18 protein-coding genes are annotated in these 25,521 nt (G+C 63.2%); 3 read left to right on the top strand and 15 right to left on the bottom strand.

Translation table 11 applies throughout. The features are described from left to right. Positions 1–83: 83 nt before the first annotated feature. Positions 84–1,061, top strand: a complete 978-nt coding sequence (locus C2L64_RS39460) for a LysR substrate-binding domain-containing protein (RefSeq protein ID WP_007583878.1) — start codon at positions 84–86, stop codon at positions 1,059–1,061. An 842-nt stretch (positions 1,062–1,903) separates the two neighbouring features. Here C2L64_RS39460 and C2L64_RS39455 read toward each other — a convergent pair. The 6 genes from C2L64_RS39455 to C2L64_RS39430 all read right to left on the bottom strand — a co-directional run bounded on the left by C2L64_RS39455 (position 1,904) and on the right by C2L64_RS39430 (position 10,826). Further along, positions 1,904–4,333, bottom strand: a complete 2,430-nt coding sequence (locus C2L64_RS39455) for a beta-galactosidase (protein ID WP_039900759.1) — start codon at positions 4,331–4,333, stop codon at positions 1,904–1,906. Beyond that, a complete protein-coding gene (locus C2L64_RS39450) occupies positions 4,333–6,306 on the bottom strand; it encodes a beta-galactosidase (protein WP_007583880.1) in 1,974 nt (657 codons plus the stop codon). The genes C2L64_RS39455 and C2L64_RS39450 overlap by 1 nt, the downstream gene beginning before the upstream one ends. A gap of 45 nt (positions 6,307–6,351) precedes the next feature. Continuing rightward, the gene (locus tag C2L64_RS39445; protein WP_007583881.1) at positions 6,352–7,203 is read right to left on the bottom strand and encodes a carbohydrate ABC transporter permease; all 852 of its coding nucleotides are present in this window, start codon (positions 7,201–7,203) and stop codon (positions 6,352–6,354) included. A 27-nt stretch (positions 7,204–7,230) separates the two neighbouring features. Further along, complete coding sequence (locus C2L64_RS39440; RefSeq protein WP_090835113.1) at positions 7,231–8,133, bottom strand: carbohydrate ABC transporter permease; 903 nt, start codon at positions 8,131–8,133, stop codon at positions 7,231–7,233. A 117-nt stretch (positions 8,134–8,250) separates the two neighbouring features. Continuing rightward, the gene (locus C2L64_RS39435; protein ID WP_007583883.1) at positions 8,251–9,534 is read right to left on the bottom strand and encodes an ABC transporter substrate-binding protein; all 1,284 of its coding nucleotides are present in this window, start codon (positions 9,532–9,534) and stop codon (positions 8,251–8,253) included. 140 nt (positions 9,535–9,674) lie between these two features. Beyond that, the gene (locus tag C2L64_RS39430; protein ID WP_007583884.1) at positions 9,675–10,826 is read right to left on the bottom strand and encodes an ABC transporter ATP-binding protein; all 1,152 of its coding nucleotides are present in this window, start codon (positions 10,824–10,826) and stop codon (positions 9,675–9,677) included. A 275-nt stretch (positions 10,827–11,101) separates the two neighbouring features. Here C2L64_RS39430 and C2L64_RS39425 point away from each other — a divergent pair, with 275 nt between their 5' ends. Continuing rightward, positions 11,102–12,106: a LacI family DNA-binding transcriptional regulator gene (locus C2L64_RS39425; RefSeq protein WP_007583885.1), complete on the top strand. Its 1,005-nt coding sequence runs from the start codon at positions 11,102–11,104 to the stop codon at positions 12,104–12,106. A gap of 9 nt (positions 12,107–12,115) precedes the next feature. After that, positions 12,116–13,027, top strand: coding sequence for a LysR family transcriptional regulator (locus C2L64_RS39420; protein ID WP_007583886.1), 912 nt, complete (start codon positions 12,116–12,118; stop codon positions 13,025–13,027). A gap of 6 nt (positions 13,028–13,033) precedes the next feature. Here the strand turns inward: C2L64_RS39420 and C2L64_RS39415 are convergent, their stop codons facing one another. The 9 genes from C2L64_RS39415 to C2L64_RS39375 all read right to left on the bottom strand — a co-directional run bounded on the left by C2L64_RS39415 (position 13,034) and on the right by C2L64_RS39375 (position 25,225). Further along, positions 13,034–14,410: an MFS transporter gene (locus C2L64_RS39415; protein ID WP_007583887.1), complete on the bottom strand. Its 1,377-nt coding sequence runs from the start codon at positions 14,408–14,410 to the stop codon at positions 13,034–13,036. Between the two features lie 110 nt (positions 14,411–14,520). After that, positions 14,521–16,251 (bottom strand): GMC family oxidoreductase, encoded by a 1,731-nt coding sequence (locus C2L64_RS39410; protein ID WP_007583889.1) that lies wholly within the window; start codon positions 16,249–16,251, stop codon positions 14,521–14,523. Positions 16,252–16,302: 51 nt separating this feature from the next. Beyond that, positions 16,303–17,109: an enoyl-CoA hydratase/isomerase family protein gene (locus C2L64_RS39405; RefSeq protein ID WP_007583891.1), complete on the bottom strand. Its 807-nt coding sequence runs from the start codon at positions 17,107–17,109 to the stop codon at positions 16,303–16,305. 5 nt (positions 17,110–17,114) lie between these two features. Continuing rightward, positions 17,115–18,716, bottom strand: a complete 1,602-nt coding sequence (locus C2L64_RS39400) for an AMP-binding protein (RefSeq protein ID WP_007583894.1) — start codon at positions 18,714–18,716, stop codon at positions 17,115–17,117. Further along, positions 18,709–19,245 carry a (2Fe-2S)-binding protein gene (locus C2L64_RS39395; RefSeq protein ID WP_007583897.1) on the bottom strand — a complete coding sequence of 179 codons (537 nt, stop codon included), beginning with the start codon at positions 19,243–19,245 and terminating at the stop codon, positions 18,709–18,711. The genes C2L64_RS39400 and C2L64_RS39395 overlap by 8 nt, the downstream gene beginning before the upstream one ends. Next, on the bottom strand, positions 19,242–20,063 hold the full coding sequence (locus C2L64_RS39390) for an FAD binding domain-containing protein (RefSeq protein WP_007583899.1): 822 nt from the start codon (positions 20,061–20,063) through the stop codon (positions 19,242–19,244). Before C2L64_RS39390 ends, C2L64_RS39395 begins: the two co-directional genes overlap by 4 nt. Further along, on the bottom strand, positions 20,060–23,098 hold the full coding sequence (locus C2L64_RS39385; protein WP_007583907.1) for a xanthine dehydrogenase family protein molybdopterin-binding subunit: 3,039 nt from the start codon (positions 23,096–23,098) through the stop codon (positions 20,060–20,062). Before C2L64_RS39385 ends, C2L64_RS39390 begins: the two co-directional genes overlap by 4 nt. After that, the gene (locus C2L64_RS39380; protein WP_007583909.1) at positions 23,095–23,727 is read right to left on the bottom strand and encodes a UbiX family flavin prenyltransferase; all 633 of its coding nucleotides are present in this window, start codon (positions 23,725–23,727) and stop codon (positions 23,095–23,097) included. The genes C2L64_RS39385 and C2L64_RS39380 overlap by 4 nt, the downstream gene beginning before the upstream one ends. Next, complete coding sequence (locus C2L64_RS39375; protein WP_176133784.1) at positions 23,720–25,225, bottom strand: UbiD family decarboxylase; 1,506 nt, start codon at positions 25,223–25,225, stop codon at positions 23,720–23,722. Before C2L64_RS39375 ends, C2L64_RS39380 begins: the two co-directional genes overlap by 8 nt. Positions 25,226–25,521 lie beyond the last annotated feature (296 nt).

The following is a 25,521-nucleotide window of genomic DNA, read 5'->3' as shown; positions in this document are numbered from 1 at the left end:
CAAATAGCGACAAAAAGGGCTTCTATTCATTTCTGATATGGCAAGCTAAGGTCTCTGTTCACGGCGAGCGGACGGGAGAGGCGATGAATCAGAGGCAAATCGAGGCATTCCGGCTGGTCATGCTGCGCGGCTCGATGACGGCGGCAGCCGAAGAGCTTGGCACGTCGCAACCGAGTATCAGCCGGCTGATTGCGGAGCTGGAGACGGCGACGGGGCTCACGCTGTTCGTGCGCAACGGCGGGCGCATCCACGCAACGGATGCGGGCAGTGCGTTCTATCGCGAAGTCGAGCGCAGCTTCGTCGGACTGGAAAAGCTGGAGAACTCAGCACGCGAAATTCGCCAGTTGGGCAGTGGACGTCTGCGTATCGTCGCCGCGCCCGTGCTTGCGCTGTCCTTTCTGCCTGCGGTGATCGAGCAGTTTCTTGCGGCTTACCCGCGGGTGATCGTGTCGCTGGAGATGAGAAGCGAAGGGACGATCCAGCGTTGGGTGTCGTCGGCGTACTGTGATGTCGGCTTTGCGACGGCTACACCGGACGCGTTCGGTGTGACGAGTGCCGAGTTGTATCGGCTGCCGGCGCTATGCGCGCTGCCCGCGCAGCATCCGTTGACTGCGCGAGACCGGATCGAAGCGGGCGATCTGCGCGGCGAGCGGCTGATCCTGCCATCGTATGCGGACGATACGCGCAGTCCTCTTGATCGCGTGTTGCGGGCCGCTGGCGCTGGCCAGGTGCCAGCGATCGAAACGCCGTATGGCGCGACGATATGCGCGCTCGTTTCGCGCGGGCTTGGGATTGGTATTGTGAATCCGCTTGCAGCGATTGATACCAATCCGAAGCGGATTGTGTTTCGGCCTTTTGTGCCTCAGATTATGTTTCGCGGGTTCACGCTGTGTCCGCAGTTGCAGCAGCCGAATCCTGTGGTTCAGATTTTTCTTGATCTGGTTCGTACGATGATGGCGGGTGAGCTCGATGGATCATCTGGCGATTGGCATGCGAGCAGTCCTTCGTCGCGTGGGCGGAAAGCGTCGCCGTTGGCAAGTGTCGAGACGAAGGCACGATGAGTGTATGAGTCTTTTCGCTGGCATCCGCGATTTGCCTTCGTGCTTCAGGCGTTGCCGTTCGGTGTTTTGGCCTTTGCGCTGGCATCCGCGCTTTGTTATCGTGCTTCAAGCGTCGCCGTTCGGTGTTTTGGCCTTCGCGCTGGCATCCGCGTTTTGCCTTCGTGCTTCAAGCGTCGCCCCTGTGCGGGGCGGCACCTACTTTTCTTTGCCGCCGCAAAGAAAAGTAGGCAAAAGAAAGCGGCTAACACCGCCAACATTTCTTCTTGCCTGAGGGCCCCCTACCGGTCCCGCACTTCACACGGCAACCACGTGACTCATGCTTGTTGCCAACGCTCTAAATTGACGCCTCACCCGCTTCACTCACCCGCGTTGCGGCACGCCGTGCCAGATATTCCACCGCCGCCCAGGTGGCAAACTGTGTGTAGGCCATAGCGCTACACACGCCTCACTTCGGACTGATAGCGCACGCGTCCCACGTTGTAAGAGCGCTAACGTGTACGTCGCGACAACCTACACACAGTTTGCCACCTGGGCGGCACAAACCATTCGCTGCCGCTAGCCCGTGTGCGGGTGTTTGAAGTGGGTGAGGCGTGTATTCAAAGCGTTGGCAACGAACGCGAACAAAGACGTTGCCGTGTGAAGTGTGGGACCGGTTGAGGGCCCTCAGGCAAGAAGAAATGTCGGCGGTGTTAGCCGCTTTCTTTTGCCTACTTTTCTTTGCGGCGGCAAAGAAAAGTAGGTGCCGCCCCGCACAGGGGCAACGCGTGAAGCACGAAGGCATAACGCGGATGCCAGCGCAAAGGCCAGAAAGCAAAACGCGGATGCCAGCGAAAGAACCAGACTCACCCGTTTGCGGATCGAGAAAAGACCACTTCATACTCCGGCACCCAACTCACGCCAAGAATCTCAGCAACCTGATCGCTAATAGCAGACCTGGGATCATGCCGCGCATCGAGATAAACAGGCGCATCTGCCCGCATAGGCAGCACAGTCAACACCAACGATTGCTGCGGATCGATCGTCACATTGCGCACACCAATCTGCCACGGCAAGCCATTGTAAAAATGATCATCGATCAAATCGGCACCCGAGAACAACCGCCCGACATCGCCCGCATATTGGATCGACAGATAGGCGTTGCTCAAACCTGGCGCGTTCAACGCCTCTTCGGGAACATCGATACGCCACGCGGCTGCCTTGCCAAAACTCTCTGGGGCAGGTTCAACGGCAGCCCGCGCTGCACCGCCTGAAGCAATAGAAGGCACCATCTGCGCGAAACGCAAAGGCGTAACACCGACATCGAACGCGACTGGCGGCACAGATACCGCGAAGCGCTGAAAAATGCCGTCCAGCGGCGCCTCTACGAACGCTCGTGTCGAAATAGGGGCGTGCTGCAACGGCGGATAGACATATAAATCAAACGAAGCGGCACCCGTAGAACGCAATACGAGTTCGCCGTCGCGTTCGAACGCCAACGCATCGGTAAGAACCAGTCGGCGCTGTCCATCGAATGGCAACACACTGAGCCGTTCGATATCCTCGCTCGCGAGTGTGATGATCGTGATACGCGTGTCGTCGCTGCACGTCGCGATGAATACTGAGCCGGGCGTAGGGCGTGCGACCAACACACCATTCACTTCATCTGTCGTCAATAAAGAACGAGAGTCCGCGGGCGCGATCCGCGTCACGTAGCCTGGCTCGAACGCAAACTCAGCAGCGATCCCATCCGTTGTGGAGAACACGTACGTTTCGCCGTCAGGCGTCGAAAGCCGTGTAACGGGCTGCGCAGTCGCATAACGCAAGCGCGCACCGCCGAGCGCAAGTCCAATGGGCCACACGAACCACGTTCCCGGCGTAATATCGATCGGCGCCGCAGGCAACATGACCGTGCGAGTCGCCAGCTTGACCGCGAACTGCACGCCTTGCCGCTCAGGCATCCGATGCTGCCGCACATGATTGTTGAAAAACAGAAAGCCACGATCGCCGTCCGCACGCACGGAAAATCGCGGCGTTTCAAGATCGTCCGCACCGCGCGGCAGAAGCTCCGGCGCATACACATCGCATGTCGCCAGATCACTACCCCATTGCTGAAGAAATAGATGCAACGGCCGCAGCTTGCCAAGCACGGGATGCGCTTCGCCATTCGCGCCGAACGGCGCCTGAAAATCGTAATTGACGATAGGCAGATCGTTATAACCGCCCGTCGCCGTAGATTCTTGTCCGTCCACATCGCCAGGCGGATTACGGCCACCATGCAGCATGTAATAGCCGTACAGGTTCACACCTGAACCAAGCTGCACGGGCAGCATCGCTGCAATGTCGTCAGGATCGAGAACGGGACGGCGCCGATACATGGTCGGTACGCCCCCACCGAATTCCGCGCCTAGAAAAGGCGTTTCGCTCGCTACAGCATCCGCATCGCCAGGCTCACTGTTATGCGTCTGCGCACCAAGATCGCCGCCGACACGGCTCGTAAAGCGAAACCCATACACCTCGCTCGGCGCCGACATCGCCGTCGACGTCCCCCACGGCAAATCCGCGTATCCGCCAAAAACAGGCGCAACTTCGCGGCGCGGAAACACGGCGTTATCCCAGCCCGTTACCGTGTACAACGGCGTGTCCAGTCCCACTTCGCGCGCGAGGCGCTTTAGTGTCGCGATATGCGCGGGTCCTTGCTGCGGCCCCGTCAGGTTGTATTCGTTTTCGAGCTGGATGCCGATCACCGGGCCGCCATCCTTCCACAACAAGCCCTCTAGCTGCGCGGCGATCTCAGCAAAGAAGCGCTGCACGTACTGCAGATACAGCGGATCGTCGCTGCGCGTCGGCACCTGATCGACGACCCACGCGGGAATGCCGCCATAACGGACTTCCGCATGCACCCACGGGCCAATGCGAACGAACGCGTACAGCCCGCGTTTCGCACAGGCTTCGACGAACCGGCGCAGATCGAGCCGCGCATTCCAGTCGAACTGGCCGGAACGCGGTTCGTGATAACGCCAGATCACATACGACGACACGATACCGACGCCTGCCGCCTTGACCTTCGCAAGCGCGTCGTCCCAATGCGCTTCGGGCACGCGCGCGTAATGCAGCTCGCCCATCACGGGCAGCCACGGCTCGCCGTCACGTGTCAGATAGCGGCTGTTGATGCCGATCGTCCTTCCATCGGGCGATGTATTCGCGCCCATCCGCAACGTATCCACGAGCGGCGTAGTGGCAGGGCGGCTTGCATCGATGGTGAGCGTCGTCGGCATATCGCGCGGGCGATTCATCACGCCGAGATCCACGCGCAGACATCGGCGGTGCCGAGCGTGCGCTGACCCAGCACGAAATGCGCGTTGTCAGGTGCAGGCGCTTCGGTAGCAGTCGCACCGAAGTTGAAGGCGAACGTGATCTCGCCGCGACGGCGCACACGCAACCCTTGCGCAAGATGTGTCACAGCGAGACCCGCATCGCGCGCCGCACCTTCGAGCAACGCGCGATGCAATGCCGCATCGAACCACGCGCTCGCATAGCGCACATGTCCGCGCGCGACGATAGCGGGCCAGTTGTCATCGAAACGCGCGAGCACGTCGAGGCCGTCGCGCGTTTCGATATGTTCGCGCCAGTGCAAGGCAATACCCGTCACACCATCGAATGTCGTCGTCGGCTGCAGCGTCGGGCGCAACGAATCGACTTCGAGCACCTTGAACGGCAGGACCGTTTGCAGCGCGCCGGGCGGCAACTGCGCGGGGATCGCGAAGTCCGCCGTCTTCGAGCCCGTGCGCGGGCCGATCACCCATTGCGCGGAAGATTGCTCGACGCTCTTCGCAAAGCCCGCCGGCAGCGCCGCGAGACCCGGCACGACGATCAGCTTGTACCCCGAGAGATCGGCATGCGCCGACACGATATCGACGTCGAGCGCCATTTCGCGCAGCGTCCGGTAATACTCGAACGCGAGCGTCTGATAATCGAAACCCTTTGCATGCCGCTGGATTTCAAACATCCATTGCGTTTCGTAGTCGAACACGAGGGCGACTTCGGCGCGCGGAGCGGGGCCGCTTTGCGCGAGCTTCGTCAGTGCGTCGGACTTCGCAATCTCCTGCGCGGCGCGCGCCACTTCGCGGCCGCCCGGCGACAGCGTGTTGTCGGGCAGATTCAAACCCGAATGCATCTGTTCCTGCGCGAACGGCGCCTGGCGCCAGCGGAAGTACGACACCAGCTCCGCGCCATGGGCGAAGGCCTCGTAGGCCCATAGACGCACCATGCCGGGCGCGGGCACGGGGTTCCACGGCGCCCAGTTCACAGGGCCCGCTTCCTGTTCCATCACCCAGAAGCGGCCTTGGCCGATCGCGCGATAGCGGTCGTGATCGAACGCCGACACGTCCGGGTGGCCCGTGCGTGCATAGCGTGCCTTGTCCTCTTCGCTCAACGCGATCACTTCCGTGCGCGCGATCGGATAGCTGTCCCACGTCGCGACGTCGATGCTGTTGTTCGCGGCGAAGCGATAGTGATCGAAGGTCGTGAAGAAGCCCATGAAGTTGTGCAGCATGTCCGCGTTCGGCGCATGGCGTCGCAACACATCGACCTGTTCGCGGTGGAAGCTCGTCACTTCGTCGGACATGAAGCGGCGGAAGTCGAGCAGGTGAATCGGGTTCGCGTCGGTCGGCGTAAGGTTCGGCAACTCGATTGCATCGAACGAAGCGTATTCCATGCTCCAGAACACCGTGCCCCAGCGCTGGTTCAGGTTGTCGACGGTTTTGTAGCGGCGCGCGAGCCATGCCTGGAAGCGCGCGCGGGCCGCCTTCGAATAGCTCGGCACCGTTTCGTGACAGCCGAGTTCGTTATCCGTTTGCCATGCGACAACGGCGGGATGCGAACCATAGCGCTGCGCCATGACGTCGACGATACGCAGGCATTCGCGTCGATACGGCTCGCTGCAAATATCGTAGTGACGGCGCGAACCGGAATTCCACGTCGTGCCGTCGGCACGCACGGGCAGCATGTCCGGCATCGAATCGACGAGCCACTTCGGCGGCGATGCGGTGGGCGTGCCGAGCACGATTTTCAGGCCGGCATCGGCGAGCGTGGCCACGGCGCGGTCCAGCCACGTCCATTCGTAGACGCCCGCACGCGGCTCCATGCGGCTCCACGCGAATTCGGCGATCCGTACATGCGTGATGCCGAGTTCGACCATCCGGCGCGCGTCGTCGGCCCACAGCGTTTCTGGCCATTGTTCGGGGTAGTAGCAAACACCCAGTTGCATTGTCGATTTCTCCAGAGATCAGTAGTGTGCGGTCGGCCTTGCGCGTCAGCCTTTGCTTGCGCCGAATGTCAGTCCCGCCACGAAGTGCTTTTGCATCAGGAAGAACATCAGCACGGAAGGCAGCGCGGCCAGCACCGAACCGGCCGCGACGAGATTCCACGCGGTCGTCCATTGCCCCTTGAGCGCGGCGACGCCGACCGTGATAGGCGCGGCGTCGTCGCCTTGCGTGAGGCACAGCGCCCAGAAATAGTCGTTCCAGACGAACGTGAAGACGAGAATGCCGAGCGCCGCGAGTGCAGGGCGGATCAGCGGCAGAACGATGCGTGCGTAGATCGTCCATTCGCTCGCGCCTTCGACGCGCGCCGCCTCGATCAGCTCGAACGGCAACTGCTTGATGAAGTTGCGCAGAAAGAGCGTGCAGAAGCCCGTCTGAAACGCGATATGAAAAATGATCAGCGCCCATACGGTATTGAACAGTCCGACTTTCAACGCCATGTCGCGCACGGGGATCATCAGGATCTGCACGGGCACGAAGTTGCCGGCAACGAACGTGAACAGCACGACGATGTTGCCGCGAAAGCGATACGTCGCGAGCGCGAAGCCCGCCATCGACGCCAGCAGGATCGCACCAAGCACGGACGGCACCGTAATCAGCACGCTATTGGCGAAGTAATGCAGCATCGGCGTTTGCGTGAGCGCGGCGCCGTAGTTGTCGAGCAACGCGAAGTGCTTGGGAAACGTCCAGTAATCGCCTTGCGAAAGTTCGTCGGACGAGCGGATCGACGTGACGAGCACAGCGAGCATCGGCAGCAGCCACACGAGCAGCGCGAGCGGCAGCGAAGCCTTGTAGATCGCGCGATTCCAGGGTTTCCAGCGTTCGACGGGAAGCGGATACATGAGAGTTCTCCTTGCGCGATACGTGAATCAGCGTTCTTCGCGCAGCATCCGGCGCAGATGGAACACGATGTAGACGAGCATGATCGCGAACAGCACGACGGCTATGGCCGCCGAATAGCCTTCGCGGTAATACTTGATGGCCTGGTCGTACATGTAATAGGCGAGCACCGTGGAACTGTCGAACGGACCGCCGCCACTCATCACCGCAATCAGGTCGAAGCTGCGCAATGCGCCGATCACCGTGAGCACCACGGCCATGAAGGTGGCCGGGCGCAGTTGCGGCAGGATCACGTGCCACAACAGACGCCAGCCCTTCGCACCTTCCATGCGCGCGGCTTCCACCACTTCGGGGTTGATCGACGTGAGGCCCGTCAGATACAGCACCATGCAGTAAGGCGTTTGCGGCCAGAGCGCGGCGAACACGATGCCGAACGTCACGGTGTGCGCATCGCCGAGCACGGGAAAGCCGTGACCGACAATCACCTTGAGCAGGCCGAAGGTCGGGTCATAGAACCAGCTGAACACGAGACCGACGACCACGCCCGACAACACGAACGGCGCAAAGAACAGCGACTTCACGACGCGCATGCCCTTCACCTGCTGGTTCAGGTACAGCGCGAACAGCAGGCCCAACGGCGGCGCAAGCAGGAAGAACACGAGCCAGATCAGGTTGTTCTTCAGGGCGACGTAGAACGTGTCGGCCTGAAACAGCTCGGCGTAGTTCGCAAGGCCGATGAAGGTCTTTTCCGTCATGCCGTCCCAGTTGTAGAAACTGAGCGCGATGCTGCTGAAGATCGGATAGATCACGCACAACGCGAACAATGCGCAGCCCGGCAGCAGAAAGAAGAACGCCGCGCGATTGCGCGCGCGCCCGGACCTGGACGTGCGGCGGCTGCGCGCCGAAGGCAGGCGAGCGATAGACGTGGACATGACGAAACCTCGTTCGATGCGGTTCGCCCGTTGCGGCGAGCGGCAGGTGATTCGTGGGCGCATCGATTGCGATGCGCCCGGCAGGCGGCCGCGTTCAGTACGGCCGCCTTCAGGACATCACTTGTGATAGATGCGCTTGCGCGTCGCTTCGAGACGGGCGAGCAGCGAGTCGATCTGCGACGGATCGTTATAGAACTGCTGCATGGCCTTCATGCCTTCGTCGGCCATTTCCTTCGTCATGTCGCGGTCGTAGAACTGCGCAATGCCGCCCGTCGTGCTGGCGAGCGTCTGGAAGCCGACCTTCGAAATGGGATCTTCCGGCTCCGTCGCCTTGCTGTTCGACGGCAACTGGCCCCAGCCGCGCGCGAGATCCGCGTTGATTTCAGGCGTTTCCATGAACGCGAGCAGACGCCGCGCGTCGGCCTTGTTCTTGGCCTTGGCGGGAACCAGCAGCACGTTGACGGGACCGTCCTCCGCCATCGGCACCTTCGGATCGATCACCGGGAAACGCATGAAGCCGATCTGATCCTTGACGCTCGACGGAATGCCCGCTGAGAAGAACGTGCCCATCAGCATCATCGCGGCCTTGCCGTTTGCGAGGAACGGGCCGATCGAATCGAGGTCGTACGACAGCGCGTTGTCGATGTAGTAGTGGTCGTCCATCAAGGTCTTCCACGTCGTGTAGACCTTCTTCACACGCGGATCGGTGTACGGCACTTCGCCTGCCATCAGCTTCTGGTGAAACGCGTTGCCGTTGATGCGCAGGTCGAGATAATCGAACCATGCGGCAAGCGTCCAGCTGTCGCGCGCGGCGACGGCGATGGGGGCGACACCGCTTGCCTTGAGCTTCTTGCAGGCGTCGAGGAATTCTTCCCACGTCTTCGGCTCGCTCTTGATCCCTGCCTTCTCGAACAGATCCTTGCGATAGAAGAAACCGTATGCGTCATAGCCGAGGGGCGCCGCATACTGCTTGCCGTTATACGTCGATGCTTCCTTGACCGACGCGTACTGCTGGCTCCAGCCGTTCTTCGACCAGTCGCCGGACAGGTCTTCGAGCAGGCCGCGCTTCGCGTAGTAGGCCATGCGCTCGCCGTCGTGCCACGACACGACATCGGGCGGATCGGTCGCGAGCCAGCCGCCCATCTGCACCTTGTACGCTTCTTCGGTGATGTAGGTGATCTTCAGATCGACATCGGGATTGGCCTTCTTGAACTTGTCGAACGCGTCCTGCCATGTCGAGCGCTGGTTGCCGCGCGCCGACACGTTCACGTTCAGCTGACCGGCGTCGGCATCCGCGACGAAGCCCGACAGCAGCGCCGCCGAGACAGCGAGCGCAGCCGTCACGGAGCGCGTGTTGAAAGAGGCGAGCCCGGCAATGCGGCTCAGGTGCTTGTTGATCATCGTGGTGTCTCCTGGAACTGCGTTGTTGGCCGGCCGCTCGACGCGGACAGCGGTCTTCTTGCCTACCGCGCCGGCTCTATGGCCGGCTGTTGAGATCGGCGAACCCGGCAGGCGCGGTTCGCGTCGTTGCGAAGCTGCTTTTACGACAGGTGCAGCGCGACGGCTTGCGCTTCTGTCTCGACCGTGCGCGCCAGTGCCATGCCTTCTTCATCGAACAGATGGCATGCGTCGGCGGGCACACGCAACGCCAGAGGCTCGCCGTTGCGAATCGACACATCGCCGGGCGCCTTCGCGATCAGCGTGCCGTCCGAGCATTCCACATGCACGTAGCTGTGCTCGCCAAGCTGTTCCGTGATCAGAGATTTGACCGCGAGCGTTTGCGCGTCGCCGTCGAGACGGATGTGCTCGGGACGAATGCCGACCGTGACAGGCTGGCCACGCGTGAGACGCGCGCCGTCGACCTGCACGCGCAATGTCGTATCGCTTCGTTTGAGCCTGACGTGCACGCCGTCGTGCGCAATCGCGTCCACTTCGCCGTCGAGGAAATTCATGCGCGGCGAGCCGATGAAACCCGCAACAAACCGCGAGCGCGGCCGATGATAAAGCTCGAGCGGCGCGCCGATCTGCGCGATGCTGCCGAAGCGCTGTGTATCCGCGCCCGCGTGCAGCAGCACGATCTTGTCGGCGAGTGTCATCGCTTCGATCTGATCGTGTGTCACGTAGACGACGCTCGCCTGCGCGAAGCGCTGATGCAGCCGCGCGATTTCGATGCGCGTCTGGCCGCGCAGCGCCGCGTCGAGATTGGACAGCGGTTCGTCGAACAGAAACACGCCCGGCTCGCGCACGATCGCGCGGCCGATCGCGACGCGCTGGCGCTGGCCGCCCGACAGTTCGCGCGGCTTGCGTTCGAGCAGCGTATCGAGTTGCAGCACGCGCGCCGCTTCGCGCACCTTCCGGTCGACTTCGGCCTTCGGCGTTTTTGCGAGCTTCAGGCCGAACGCCATGTTTTCGTAGACCGACATGTGCGGGAAGAGGGCGTAGCTCTGGAACACCATCGCCACGCCGCGCTCGGCGGCGGGGACGCCGTTCATCGACCGGCCGCCGATCGTCACGTCGCCGTCGGTCTGATCTTCCAGGCCGGCGACGATGCGCAGCAACGTCGACTTGCCGCAACCGGACGGTCCGAGGAACACACAGAACTCGTGCGCACCAATGTCGAGGTTGAGATCGCGGATGACGGGCGCATTCGCGCCAAACGTCTTCTGGATGTTGGTCAGGGAGATCGCGGACATAGTGTTTTCCCTGGATTTAAACGCTTAAATTCGCGTTGAAAAAAATCGCGCAGAGGCTTGCGCGGCATGGATTTAAGCGTTTAAATTCGGGTGTGCTCGAAAGCGCGATCATGTTTGTTTGTCTCCTGTCGACCAGAGTTAGCGCTTTAGCGCTTACTCGGGTCCCATGCAACTGGTTGCAATATCCTTTCGAGCAAAGTTATCAAAGCCTGCGGTAGATGCGCAACATCTGATTCGCAGTCTCTAAATATGGGATCTTTCCTAATCTTTCTGGCATGGCGACATTAACCGACGTCGCGCGACGCGCGCAGGTCACGGCGGCGACCGTTTCGAACGTGTTGCGCAATCCGGACAAGGTACGACCCGAAACCGCTGAGCGCGTGAAGCGTGCTATCCGCGAACTGGGTTACCGGCCGAACCTGAACGCGCGCGCGTTGGCGGAAGGGCGCTCGCCGACGCTGGCGCTGATGCTGTCGAGCATCGCGAATCCGTTTTATCCCGAGTTCGTGCTGGCGGCCGAACGCGCGGCGCGGCGCGGCGGTTACTTCCTGATGGTCTGCAACACGGACGACGATGCCGAAATCGGCCGTGCGTACCTGACGCAGATTGCGGGCACGCTGGCGGAAGGCGTGCTGGTGCTCAACACGGATATCGCGATCAACGAACTGTGCGAGTCCGCAGCCGTTGGCGCGCCGATCGTGTTGAGCCTGTGGGAGCATCCTGAGCAGTTGCCCGCGCTGCCGTGCGTGGCCGTCGATTTCGCGCATGCGGGCGCGCTCGCGGCGCGGCATCTGCTGGAGCTGGGGCATCGCGATATCGGCATGCTGGTCGGCGACGGTTGCGGCGGCCTGCAGGATGCGCGCGCGACGGGCTTTCGCGAGGTGATGCGCGAAGCCGGTCTGGAACCGGACGATGCCGCCGTGCTGCAAATTCCGGATACGATCGATGCGGGCTTTGCGGCGTGCGTGGAATTGATGGAGCGCGAGCCGCATCTCAGCGCGCTGTTTGCGACCAATGATCTGCTTGCGATCGGTGCATTGCAGGCGCTGGCGACGCTAGGCCGTAAAGTACCCGACGATGTGTCCGTGATCGGCATCACGGACATTCAGCTGGCGCATCAGGTGCGGCCCTCGCTGACGACGGTGGCGATCAATACGGAAGCGATTGCGCAGGCGTCGATTGAATTGCTGATCCGGTTGATTCATGAGCCGCGTGGTGAGGGGCAGCCGCCTGCTGTGATTGCGCCTTTGCCGACGTTGGTGAGAAGGCAGTCAACGTAGAATGGCCGCATGGACCTAAAACAAATCCAGTACTTCATCGCACTCTTCGAAGACGGCTCGGTGACGCGCGCGGCGAAGCGCCTGAATATCGTCCAGCCGGCGCTCAGCATGCAGATTTCGAAGATCGAGGCGGAACTGGGGCAGGCGCTCTTCGAACGCGGACCGCACGGCATGACGCCCACCGACGCCGCGCGGCAGATGTATCGCCTCTACACGCCGATCATGCGCGACATCGAGCACGCGCGCGTGCAGTTGAGCCGTCAGGATGTGATCGTCACGGGCCGCGTGTCGCTCGGCATGGTCGCCTCGGAAACGGAAAGCGTGCTCGCCGAATCGCTCGCGAAATTCAATGCGCTGTTTCCTCAGGTCGAGGTGTCGGTGGCCGATGGCTTCAGCGCGCAGTTGATCGACGGCGTCGAAGCAGGGCGCCTCGATGCTGCGATCATCAACAAGCCGCGCGGCCGGCTCACGCTCGACATGCAGCCGCTGCTGGTCGAAGAGATGGTGTACGTGACGGGCATGAAGTGCGTTGCCACGTTGCCGGAAACGATCGACCTGTCACAACCGCCCGCCGTTGAACTGGTGCTGCCGACACGCCGCAACGGCTTGCGCGGCGCGCTCGACGCCGCGTTGATGGCCGCGAATATCGTCATCAAGCCCACCTTCGAAATCGATCTGCTGAGCACCATCGTGCAATTCGTCGAGCAGAGCAGCGTCGCCACGATCTTGCCGCGTGTGGTCGTGCAGCGCAAAGTGGACGAAGGCACACTGCGCGCGCACCGCATTACGACGCCGTCAATCCTGCGGCACATCGTTCAGGTCTCGCATCCGAAGCGTCCGATCGGGCCCGCTGCGCAAGCGCTCATCGACATCATCGCGGAAGAAATCCGCCGCGTCACGAAGAGCGCGGCGGACGAGTGAGACCGCTCAGTTCACGTTGCGCGAAGCGGGCTGATCGAGTCGGCCACGCGTCTCCGGCACGATGAACGCGCCAATCAGGAAGATCACGCTAATCGCGCCGACGAAGATCGCGAGTGTGACGGGCAACTGGCTCGTTTCCTTCGCGACCAGCGAGACGAAGGTCGGCATCATGCCGCCAATCGCAAAGCCGATGTTCCATGACAGACCCGTGCCCGTCGCGCGGATCGCCGTCGGGAAGCGCTCGTTGAGGAAGATCAGGATCGGCGCGTAACCGGCGCTGCCCAGCGCGCTGAGTACGACTGCGTATAGGCCGAGTGTCACGATGTCCGTGGCCGTTGGCAGCAGCAGAAAGATGCCCGGCAGCGCGACGAGGCGAATCAGCCCGATCCATATGAACGCCGTCTTGCGGCCGATGAATGTGCTCAGATGTCCCGCCGCCACCGATGCGATCACGACAGCGATGCTACAAATCATCAGGATCGCAGCGGCCGCACCGTTGGGCGCGTGGCTTACGATCTTGAGGAACGTCGGTAGATAACCCGAGGTCAGGTAGTAGCCGCTGCCGCCGCCGATGGTCAGCAGCAGGTTGACGAACAGGATCGACCGATAGTCGCGCGAGAACAGCGTTTTCAGCGGCGAACGCACGATCTCGACGGCTGCATCGCGCTTCTGCGCCGCGGCTTTCGCCGCTTTTTCCGCGGCCAGTTTGCGCCATAGCGGCGACTCTTCGAGGCTGTTGAACACGAAGAGGCCGAGCACCGAGCTGATGATCCCCGTGAAGAACATGCAGCGCCAGCCCCACACGTCGAACAGTTCGCCCGGAAACAGCGACGACATCAGCAGGAACGTCAGCGAAGCGAGCAGCGCGCCCATGCCCGCGCCGCCACCGCCAATCAGCCCCGACACGGCGCCGCGATATTTCGGCGCGACGGATTCGGTGCCGATGGTATGCGTCGATGCGACCACGCCGCCGACGAACACGCCCTGCACGAGCCGCAGAATCAGAAACAGCACGGGCGCGACCAGTCCGACTGTATGCACGGTTGGCAGCAGGCCGAAAGCCGCCGTCGATATGCCGACGCCGACCACGGCAACGATCATCGCACCCTTGCGTCCGTGACGGTCGGCGTAAGAGCCGAACAGCGCGGAGCCGAGCGGGCGCATCAGCAGCGTGACCGCGAACGACGCATAGACGCCTGCGAGCGACAGCATCGCATGATCGGAAGGGAAGAACAGACGCCCGACGACGGGCGCCACGTACAACAGCACGAACAGATCGAACAGATCGAGAGCCCAGCCCAGACATGATGCGAACACTGCGCCCATGACCTGCCGCTGGTCGATAGCCGGCACGGCGGCGCCGTTTTGCGCTGCTACGGACATCATTCATCTCCTTGAATGGTCACCGTCCTGTCTCTGTATCAGTCCGGTGAAAGTGGCACCTGTCGATTGCGTGCTCTGATTGGCGTTAATGAAACCGTCGGTTGAATTCGCTAAGGCGTTGAAACGAGTGGCGCTGCGTGCGTCGCGCCCGTCGCATGTCGATGCTTGACCATTGCATCCGCAATCTTCTCGGCGATCATGATGGTCGGAATATTCGTGTTCGCCGATGGCAATCGCGGCATCAGCGATGCGTCGACCACACGCAGCCCTTGTGCGCCATGCACGCGGCCTTGCGTATCGGTCACGCTGTCGGGCTGGTTCGCGTCCCCCATTCGGCATGTGCCGCTCGCATGCCACACACCGAACACATTCGCGCGGATGAAGTCCGCAAGCGCGTGTTCGTCGGCGAGTAAAGCGGACATGCGCTTGCCGCGCGTGAAGAAACGTTCGATCAACGCGCGCCGCAAAGGCGCCGGCGTATCGAGCAGCGTGCCGAGTATCGAGGTCAGCATCGCATTGCCTCTCCCGACACGGCTCAACGCTTTCACGCGCGGCGAAAACGCGGCAGGAAAGAAGTCGCGCGCATCGTGACCGAGGCCCGAAGCATCGACCACGCGCGCAAGCATTCGCACGCCGGCAGCGAGCCGTTCGAGATCGCGTGCGTCTTCAAGCAGATTGAGTTCGACGCGAGGCGCAATGGACGCATCGGGAGAGACCAGTTGCACACGGCCCCGCGAATAGGGCCGGTTGCACCACAGAAAGAACAGGCCGAGCCGGTTGCCGAGCGCATGCCATGCGGCACGAGTAGCGCTCGACAGATAGAGATCGGATGCTTCGCTGCCGTCCACGCCCGAAGTCAGGCGCGCCGCCACCATGCTGGCGCGCCGCCGCGACAAAGGCATGCGAAAACCCGGCGCAAGAAAATGACAGAACGTCAGCGACGGATGATCCTGCAGATTGCGTCCCACGCCCGGCAGATCGACACGACACTTGATGACGAGCGCGTCAAGGTCCTCCCGCGATCCAATGCCCGCACGCAACAGCATCGCGGGCGACTGCAACGCGCCCGCGCACAGAATGACTTCGTTTGCGTCGAACTGCACGCGTTCGCCGTTGTGTGCCATCGCGATGACGCCGCGCGCAACCGTGCCGTCCATCACGATGCGCTCGACGTGCAGTTCCGCGAAGATGCGCAGATTGCCGCGCTTGCGCGTCGCGTCGTCGAGATAAGCAACTGCCGTCGACACGCGCTTGTCGTCGAGGTTCGAAAACGCGCCGGGGAAAAACCCATCGTCGAACTCGGCGTTCTGATCGCGCAGCATCACGAGGCCTTGAGCGCGCAGTCCGTTCGCAAACGCATGGCAGAACGGCGGCCAGTCCTCGGGCATGATGCGGCGAATCGGCACGGGGCCGTCGTGCCCGTGCATGTCGCCGCCCGGGAAATTCACATCGCGTTCGAGCTTGCGAAAGTAGGGCAACACGTCGCGCCAGGCCCAGCCCGTTGCGCCGTTCGCGGCCCAGTCGTCGTAATCGCGCGGCAGGCCGCGATTGGCCGACTGCACGTTGATGCTCGACCCGCCGCCCATCACCTTGCCCTGCTCGTAGACACGCGTCGCCGCGCCGCGCGTCGCCTGCGCCTTCAGATCGGGCCAGATGTACCGGTCGCCGCAGAAGACGGGCATCGGATAGCTGTCGAGAATCTCGCCGGGCACGGCGCCCGGCGGCGTGTCCACGCCCGCTTCGATCAACGCGACGCGCAGCGACGGCACGGCCGACAGCCGGTGCGCAAGCACGCACCCGGCCGACCCACCACCGACGATCACGTAATCGAAGCGTTCCATGAACGTTCTCCCAAACCTTTGTCGTGCGCTTTGTTATCGCGCGCTTACTGTTTATTGCCCGCGAAACACGGGCTTGCGCTTCGCGTGAAATGCTTCGACGCCTTCGCGGAAATCGTCGGACGAACGCAGGCGGCTATAGCAGTGGCCTTCCAGTTCGATCGCAATCGACAGCGGCGCATCTTCCGTATCGTTGAGCAGCTTCTTCGCGGTGCGTTGCGCGAGCGGCGAGAACGCGCGCAGCTCATCGACGAGCGCATCCGTGGCAGCTTCGAGTTCGGCGTCAGCGACACATTCGACGACGATGCCCCAGTCATACGCCTGCTTGCCGGGAATACGGCGTGAGCGCATCACGATGTCTTTCGTCCGGCCGATGCCGACCATCTGCTGCAAGCGCGCGGAACCGCCCGAGCCGGGAATCTGACCGAGCTTCTGTTCGGGCAGCGCGTAAAAGGTCGTGTCGGTGGCGATGCGGAAGTCGCATGCGAGCGACAGCTCGAAGCCCACGCCGAAGCAGAAGCCGCGATTTGCCGCGATCACCGGCTTCGAGCAGCGCGTGGGCGCCGCGACATTCCATGCGAGTTTCGACACACGTTCCGGCGATGCTTCGAGAAAGCCCTTGATGTCGCCGCCGCTGGAAAAATGCTCGCCCTTCGCGCGCACGACGATCACACGCACGCGGTCGTCTTCGTCGAGTGCTTCGAAGGTGGCGCGCAACTGGTCGCGCGCATGCATCGAAATCACGTTGAACGGCGGACGGTCCAGGATGACGTCGGCGCGCTCGCGTTGCGCGTCGATTTCGACGTCGAAGCCGTCGAGGTCCTGAAGCAGCGTCTGGCCGCGGTGGGTCAGGTCGGTCATGGGTGTCACTCCTTCGTGATTTCAATGTGTTGATGCAAAGCGTCGACCGATGCGGCCGGGCCGCGCTCGTCGCGCAGGTATTCGCCCGCCTGGAGCTTGCGGCGCAGTATCTTGCCGACCGGCGACTTCGGTATGTCGTCGACAAACACGTAGTCGCGCGGACGCTTGAAGTTGACGAGATCGGACGCGCGGCACCATGCGTCGAGCGTGTCGCCGTCCACGTAATCGCGCCGCTTGACGAAAGCGACGACGCGCTGTCCCCAGCGTTCGTCCTTCACGCCCGCCACGGCCACTTCGTCGACGCACGGATGCAGCGACAGCACCGATTCGATATCGACAGGCGAGATGTTCTCGCCGCCGCTGATGATCATGTCGTCGACGCGGCCGGAGACATAGAGATCGCCGTCTTCGTCGAAGAAGCCGGTGTCGCCCGTGAAGTACCAGCCGTTGCGCAGCGACTTCGCGTTCGCATCGGGCCGGTCCCAGTAGCCTTCGAAGGCTTCGTCGCCGAGCAGGTCCGCGATGATCTGGCCTTCTTCGCGCACGGCGGCGACATCGTCCGGCGACTGCGCGTCGAGCTTCACGACGCGCAGGCGGGTGTTGATGCCCGCCCGTCCGGCGCTGCCGGGCTTGAGCGTCGCGTGCTGGTCGATGCTGACCGTGTAGACCTCGGACGATCCGTAGTGGTTGACGAACAGTTCAGGCTCGAATGCAGCGGACAGGCGCTTGAGCAAGCCATCGCTCATTGGCGCGCCTGCAAAACCGAGCTTCGTGACGGATGACGTATCGATATCGCCAAACGCGCGATCCGCGAGCAGATCGTGATAAAGCGTCGGTACGAGATAGAGGCACGAGAGCTTGTATTGCGCAATCGAATCGAGCGCGAGGCGCGCATTCCAGCGGCGCACGCAGACGAACAAGCCATCGACGAGCGCCATCGAAAGCAGCGAGCGCACGCCCATCGTGTGATAGAGCGGCATCACGCCGAGCGTGCGCTCGCCATGCCGATAGAGGTTCTGCGCCACATGCGCGAGCGCTGCAGCGCGCTCGTGCCGGTGTCGGCGCGGCACGCCTTTGGCCTTGCCCGTCGTGCCGGATGTGTAAAGGATCAGCGAGTAGTCGTCGGCAGAGGCGTGCGTCGGCGTCGTTTCGATGCTTTCGGGTGCGTGACCCGTTTGAACTGCGAGCAGCACGTCGATCGATGCGGTGCGTCCCGGCGCATCATCTAGCGCGATGCGCGGCACCTTCTGCGCGGCGGGGCTTTGCATCACGGCTTCAGCGCTGACGGGTTCGTAGACGATCGCCTTCACGCCCGCGTCGCTCACGCAATAGTCGAGTTCGTCGGGCTTCGCGCGCCAGTTGAGCGGCACGATGACGATGCCCGCGAACTGGCAGGCCCAGTGCAGCGTCGCCATTTCCCAGCGGTTTTGCAGCACGACGAGCAGACGGTCGCCATGCGCGAGACCCAGTTCGCGCAGACCGTGCGCCGCTTGCAGAATCAGCCCGTGCCATTGCGCGTAAGTGACGCGAAACTCGCCGTCGACGAGCGCCAGCGCATTCGGGCTGCGCTCCACGCTTTGCAGAAACGTGCGGCCGAGATCAAGCATGTTCGGCCTCCGTGTCCGCGCACTGCGCCCTGCGCTGCGCCGCGCAGTCGAGCACGGCGGCGACGATCGGCGTATAGCCCGTACAGCGGCAGATGTGGCCCGACAGCATCTCGCGCACCTGTTCTTCCGTCGGATCAGGCACACGCTGTAAAAAGTCCGCGCACGACATCAGGATGCCCGCCGTGCAGAAGCCGCACTGCAACGCGTGATGCCGCGAGAACGCCTGTTGCAGATCGCCGAGCGTCTGCGCGGGGGCGAGCCCTTCGACGGTATCGACGCGTCGTCCGTCGGCTTGTACCGCGAGCATCAGGCACGAACGGGCCGCGACGCCATCGACATGCACGGTGCACGCACCGCACACGCCATGTTCGCAGCCGACGTGCGTGCCCGTCGCGCCGAGCTCATGACGCAGAAAATCGGACAACAACTCGCGGGTTTCGCAATGGCCGCTGCGCTCGCGGCCATTGAGCGTCAGCGTGACGGCGTGCTGTTCGCCGTGCCGCATGACGTACGGTGTGGATTTGCTCACTTGGCCTCCTCGATCACGCGCCATCCGAGTTCGCGAACCAGATGACGGCGGTACTTCGCGCTGATATGTGCATCGTCCTGCGCGCCCAGTTTCCAGCTCAAATCGTTCAGTGCACCGCGCAGGTCGTCGCCTTGCAGACGTGGCCAGCACTCGACCTTCGGCCGGTCCGCGACGCCGCCCACGGCGATCCGTATCGCGTCGTCCGTGACGACGGCGGCGCACGCGACCATTGCGAAGTCGCCGTGACGTGCCGAGCATTCCGTGAACCCAAAGCGCTCGCCCGGCTCCTTCAGCGGGAAGCGCACTGCTTCGACCAGTTCGTCCGGCTCGCGGGCGGTCATCAACATGCCCTGAAAGAAGTCGTTTGCCGACACGGTGCGTTGCTTCTTTTTCGAGCGCAGCAGCACATCGCCGCCAAGGGCCGTCAGTACGAGCGGCAATTCCGCGCTCGGGTCCGCATGCGCGATCGAGCCGCACACAGTGCCGCGATTGCGGATCTGAAAGTGCGAGATGTGCGGGAAGGCCTTCGCGAGCAACGGCACTTCGTCACGCAGCGTCGCGCGCCATTCGACGCTGCCTTGCGTCGCCGCTGCGCTCACGACGAGACGGCGCGCATCGCGATCCACGCGCACGGCGTTCAGTTCGTCAGTGCGCGAGATGTCGACGAGCACGCGCGGTTGCGCGAGCCGCATGTTCAGCACGGCCATCAGCGATTGACCGCCCGCCAGCACGCGCGCGTCTTCGCCGCTTTGCGCGAGCACGTCGAGCGCTTCGTGCGTTGTCATGGCGCGTACGTAGTCGAAGGCTGCGGGCTTCATGCGTGCCTCCTGAAGCGTGCGAAGAGACGCCGGAACAACCGCGCAATCGACGAACCGTCCGTCGCGAGCGGTTTGCCCGCAGCCTGCCGTCCGAGCGCTTCGAACAGTTGCCGCAGCACGACCTTCGCCGCGCCTTCGAGCATGCGTCCGCCGACGGCCGCGACCTTGCCCGACACCTGGGCTTCGTAGTCGTACGTGAGGCGCGTGCCGTTGCCCGTCGGCGTGAGTTCGACCAGCCCATTGCCGCGCGCGCTGCCGAGCGGCGAGATGCCCGCGCCTGCAAGGCGCAGCCGATGCGGCGCATCGATCTCCGACAAGCCGATACGCGCCTCGAAACGCGCCTTGATCATGCCGACGCCGATCGTCACGTCCGCGCGATACTGGTTCGGACCCGTCGCTTCGAGCGCGTGGCAGCCGGGAATGACCTTCGCGAGCGCAGCGGGATCGAGCAGCACCGCAAAGATCGCTTCGGGTGTGGCGGGCAGATCGACAGTGCCTTGCGCCGTGAGCGCGCGTCCGCCGCCGGGCGTTGCAGGCTTCGACGTGGGCGCTTCGCGATACTCGGGCCGCGAAGGCTCCGGATCGTCGATGCCGATCAGCGCCATCACCTTTGAAGGCGTGAGCGGCAAGCGGATATCGTCGATGCCGAGCGCGTCTGCAACCGCGTTGGCGATGCACACGGGCGTGCTCATGTTGTTGCCTTCGCCCAAGCCTTTTGCGCCAAGCGGCGTGAACGGCGAGGGCGTTTCCAGATGCACGATCAGCGGGTCGGGGACTTCGCAGGTGGTCGGCATCAGATAATCGGCGAGCGTGCCCGACTGGAAGCTGCCGTCCGCGCCATAGCGGAACTCTTCGAGCAATGCCGCGCCGAGACCCTGTGCGAACGCGCCGCGAATCTGGCCATCGGCGAGCGCGGGGTTCAACAGCGTGCCTGCGTCGTGTGCCGTGACATATCGGTCGATGCGTACGTGGCCTGTCGCGCGGTCCAGTTCGATACCGCACATGTCGAATGCAAAGCCGTAGGCCGCCGACGTATTGATGCGGTCGTTCTCATCCGGTGCGTCCATATGCGGCGGCGACCAGAACACGGTCTCGCGCAAGCCCGGCTCTTCGCCTTCGGGCAGCAGCGCGGGCGCCCAATGCGGTGCATTGCTCGCGGCCCGGCCGAACGGCAGTGCGCGCTCTTCAGCTCCCTTCGGATAAATGCGCGCGCCTTCGAAGCGCACGTCGTCGGGCACGCAGCCGAATTGCTTCGCGAGGATGCGCGCAAGCTTGTCGCGCACGCGCATCGCTGCGAGATGCACGGTACCCGCTACCGCACCCGCAAAGCGGCTGGAGTAATTGCCCGATGCGACGGACCACGCGTCCTTGTGAGTATCGAACTCGACATTGACGACGATGTCCTTCGGATCGAGGCCGAGCACGTCGGCCACGACCTGCGCGCACACGGTCATATGTCCTTGCCCCGCGGGCGTCGATGCGATCGTCACGTTCACGCCGCCTAGCAGATCGACGCTCACGGTCGCACTCGCGATCGCGCCGTTTTTCGGTCCGGCTTTCTTGCGCGCTTCGGCGGGCATCACGGTCGTGATGTAGCCCATGTTCGACACCGACGGCTCGACGATCGCCGCGAAGCCGATGCCATAAAGCCGGCCCTGCTTGCGTGCGGCATCGCGGCGCGCGACTAGTTCCGCATGGCCGCCATCCAACAGCGCGCGCCGCAGCGCTTCCTGATAGTTGCCTGAATCGAGCAATGCGCCCGCTGCCGCGCGATACGGAAACGCATCCGCAGGTACGAAATTTCGGCGATAGACGTCGAGCACGTCGAGCTTCAACTCGATGGCAATGCGCTGGATCAGCCGTTCGAGCGCGAAATACACCTGCGGCCCGCCGAAGCCGCGCACGAGGCCCGTCGGCGTCTTGTTTGTCAGCACGACGCGGTTGCGTACCAGCAGATTCGGGATCGCGTAGGCGCCCGTCAGGCAGCCGTGCATCCGGTAGAAGGTGGCAGGCTCGGGCGCACGCACGTAGCCGCCGCAATCTTCGAGCTGATCGTAGGAGAGGGCGGTGATGCGTCCATCGCTTTCGACAGCGGCCTCGATGGTCGAAAGCCGCGCCGTCGCGGACGTGGCCGCACTCAGATGTTCGAGCCGGTCCTCGACCCATTTCACGGGTGCGCCTGCCTTGCGCGACGCGAGGCACATCAGCACCACATACGGGAATACCGCCTGCTTCACGCCGAAGCTGCCGCCCGAGTCGCGCGGGGCCTTGTGACGCAACCGGTTCGCGGGCACGTTCAACGCCATTGCCATCACGGCATGCAGCGAGAACGGACCCATGAAATTCGACGTGACGTCGTAGCCTTCATCGCCCGACAGATACTCGGCGATCACGACGCCGCATTCGATCGGCGCGCACGAGTTGCGCGGATAGTGCGCGACCAGCTTCACGCGATGCGGAGCATGCTCGAATGCCGTTTCCGGCTCGCCGTAGCGAAAATGCCGGTCGCTGATCACGTTGGTGCCGACGCGCTCATGCAGAACGGGTGCGTCGTCGCGCATCGATTGCTCGATCGACGTGACGGGATCGAGCGGCGTGTATTCGACCTTGATAAGGTCGAGTGCGTCCTCGGCGAGCGCGCGCGATTCCGCCATCACGACGGCCACCGGCTCGCCGACGTAGCGCACGCGATCCATCGCGAGCGCCCATTGCTCCATCGGCGATTTCACGCCGACCACGAACGGACGTGACCATGGGCGCAGATCGTCGCGCGTCAGCACGGCGCGCACGCCGGGCAGGTTTTCTGCGCCGCTTGCATCGATCGAAACGAGTTCCGCGTGCGCATGCGGCGAGCGCAGCACGGCGGCGTGCAGCGTGCCCGGCTTTACGCCGATGTCATCGCCATAGCGGCCGCGGCCCGTCAGGATCGCCGGGTCTTCGAGCCGCTGCATCGGGCGGCCGACATGTTTCGCTGCGCGTGCCTGGGAGGCCTCTTGCGCGGGCGCTTCGGCAACGTTCATATCGCGCTGGTTCATCGGTCGGCTCCATCGTCGTCGCGGCGGCTCGCGAATTCATCGGCAAGACCGCTCCAGCGCTTTGCGATCTCGCGATGCTCGATGGCGAACAGATCCAGAATGCGGCCAACCGTGTGATCGACCACGTCTTCGATTGTCTTCGGATGCGCGTAGAAAGCGGGCACGGGCGGCATCACGATGGCGCCCATTTCGGTTGCCAGCGTCATGTTGCGCAAGTGCGCGAGGTTGAGCGGCGTTTCGCGCGCAACCAGCACGAGGCGCCGGCGCTCCTTGAGCATCACGTCGGCAGCGCGCGTCAACAGGTTGTCCGCGAAGCCATTTGCGACGCCCGCGAGCGTTTTCATCGAGCAGGGCGCAATCACCATGCCTTCCGTGACGAACGAGCCGCTCGCGATGGTTGCGCCGATGTCGCGCACGTTGTGGGTGATATCCGCGAGTCCGTCGAGATCGCTGCGCGTGAGGCCCAGTTCCTGCGCTGCCGTGATGGCGCCCGACGCCGACACGATCAGATGCGTTTCGTGCGTGCCGATCCGGCGCAGCGCGGCAAGCAGGCGCACGCCGATCATCGCGCCGCTTGCGCCCGATATGCCGACGACGATGCGTGGCTTGCGGTTCGCGCGCTCAGTCATGATGGCGGGCCAGCCAGGCGTCGAACGCGGTGTTATCCGCGGCGACGAGGGTCTCGAGATCGACCGTGTCTTCGCCCGGAATCCGCACGCGCGTGAACACATACGCGGGATAGACGACGGGCCGCGTTGCGTCGAGCCCCATCTTCGCGCTGACGCCTTGCAGATGCGGCGGCGCATCGTCGGGCTGGCCGACGGTCGTCGACGGGTCGAGGGGCGAGCCTTGCGCGCCTTCGATCACGACGAGATCGCGATCGGCCTGGAAGCGCGTCGCGACCGCCCATTCGATTTCGGCGGGATCATGCACGTCCACATCCGTATCGACGACGACCACCTGCTTGATGTCGTAGTGCGCGCCGAACGCGCAGAGAATTACGTTCTTCGCTTCGCCTTCGCGCTTCTTGTCGAACTGGATCCACAGGTGATAGCGGCACACGCCACCCACCGACAGATGCACGTCCTTCACGCCCGGATGGCTGCGTTGCAGATGCGCGAGCAGCGTCGCTTCACGCGGAATGCCGCCGAGCAGCAGGTGCTCCATTTCTGCGGGCACGATGGTATGAAAGATCGGGTCGCGCCGATGCGTGACGGCCGTGACCTCGATCACTTCACGTGCTTCCTTCGCGCTGTAGTACTTCGGAAACTCGCCGAACGGGCCTTCGGGTTCGCGCACGTCCGGCAGAATCCGTCCTTCGATCACGATCTCCGCGAACGCGGGCACGTGCACGCCGTTCGTGACGCACTGCGCGACGGGCAGCGGCGCGCCTTGCAATGCGCCGGCGATTTCCAGTTCATCGTGATCGATGGGCGTGATGGCTTGCGATGCGAGCATCGTCAGCGGATCGACGCCGATGGCGATGGCGACGTCGAGCGCATCGCCGTTTGCTTCGGCTGCTTTCTGGAAGGCATAAAGATGGCGCGGCAATAGCAGGATCGCCATGCGGTCGCGGCCATGCACCTGAATGCGATTGATCGACACGTTCTGCACACCGGTGCGCGGATTGCGCGCGATCACGAGTCCCGCCGTGATGTAGGGACCGTTATCGTGCTCGCTGTGTGTCGGGATCGGCAACAGCGCGTGCAGGTCGATTGCATCTGTATGAACCATCTGCTGGCAGGCCGCCTCGCCGCGCGCGACCAGTTGGGACGCGATCGGCGCGTCGGCGGCATCGCGAAAGCGCGTGAGCAAGGCGTGTTCCTCGACGCCCATCGCTTCCGCGATCCACGCGCGCTTCGACATGAAGCCGCTCACCACGGGCACGTCCAGTCCGCCTGGTTGCGTGAAGAACGCAGCCTGTGTGCCGTCGAGCCGCTTGGCGACAGCGGCCAGTTCGTGTTCGAGCGCGACGGGCCGGTCGATCGTCGCGAGACGTCCGGTGCGGGCAAGATGCGCGAGCCAGCCGCGCAGCGTGAGCGCGCCCGAAGGCTCGGCCCACGTGCGGGCTTGCGAAAACGGCGTAGCGGAAAAGGCGCCCTGGGTCGCGGCGTCACGAGTGTTCATCTGCGTCTCCATCATTGCCGCCTCTTCGATGCTTTCGATGCGAATCGGATCGAGAGGACATGGAGCCAAGCGTAGCGACAAGGCGGTATAAGTTCTAATACTGATTTTTGATGCTTTGGATCATCGTTGCTGATATCCGTGTTAGCCCCGATGACGTTCGCCTTACAGCACGATATCAATACACACGCCCGTGCGGCCTTGTGCGCCGGGGATCTGCCACGGCATGCCCAGCGGGGCTTTCGGTTGTGGCCTGATGAAACGGATGGCCGCCATTAGTCGTCGTGATAACCCGCTTC

Source organism: Paraburkholderia hospita (assembly GCF_002902965.1).
In the GTDB taxonomy this organism is placed as follows: domain Bacteria; phylum Pseudomonadota; class Gammaproteobacteria; order Burkholderiales; family Burkholderiaceae; genus Paraburkholderia; species Paraburkholderia hospita.
This window is presented reverse-complemented; position numbering and strand designations above follow the sequence as displayed.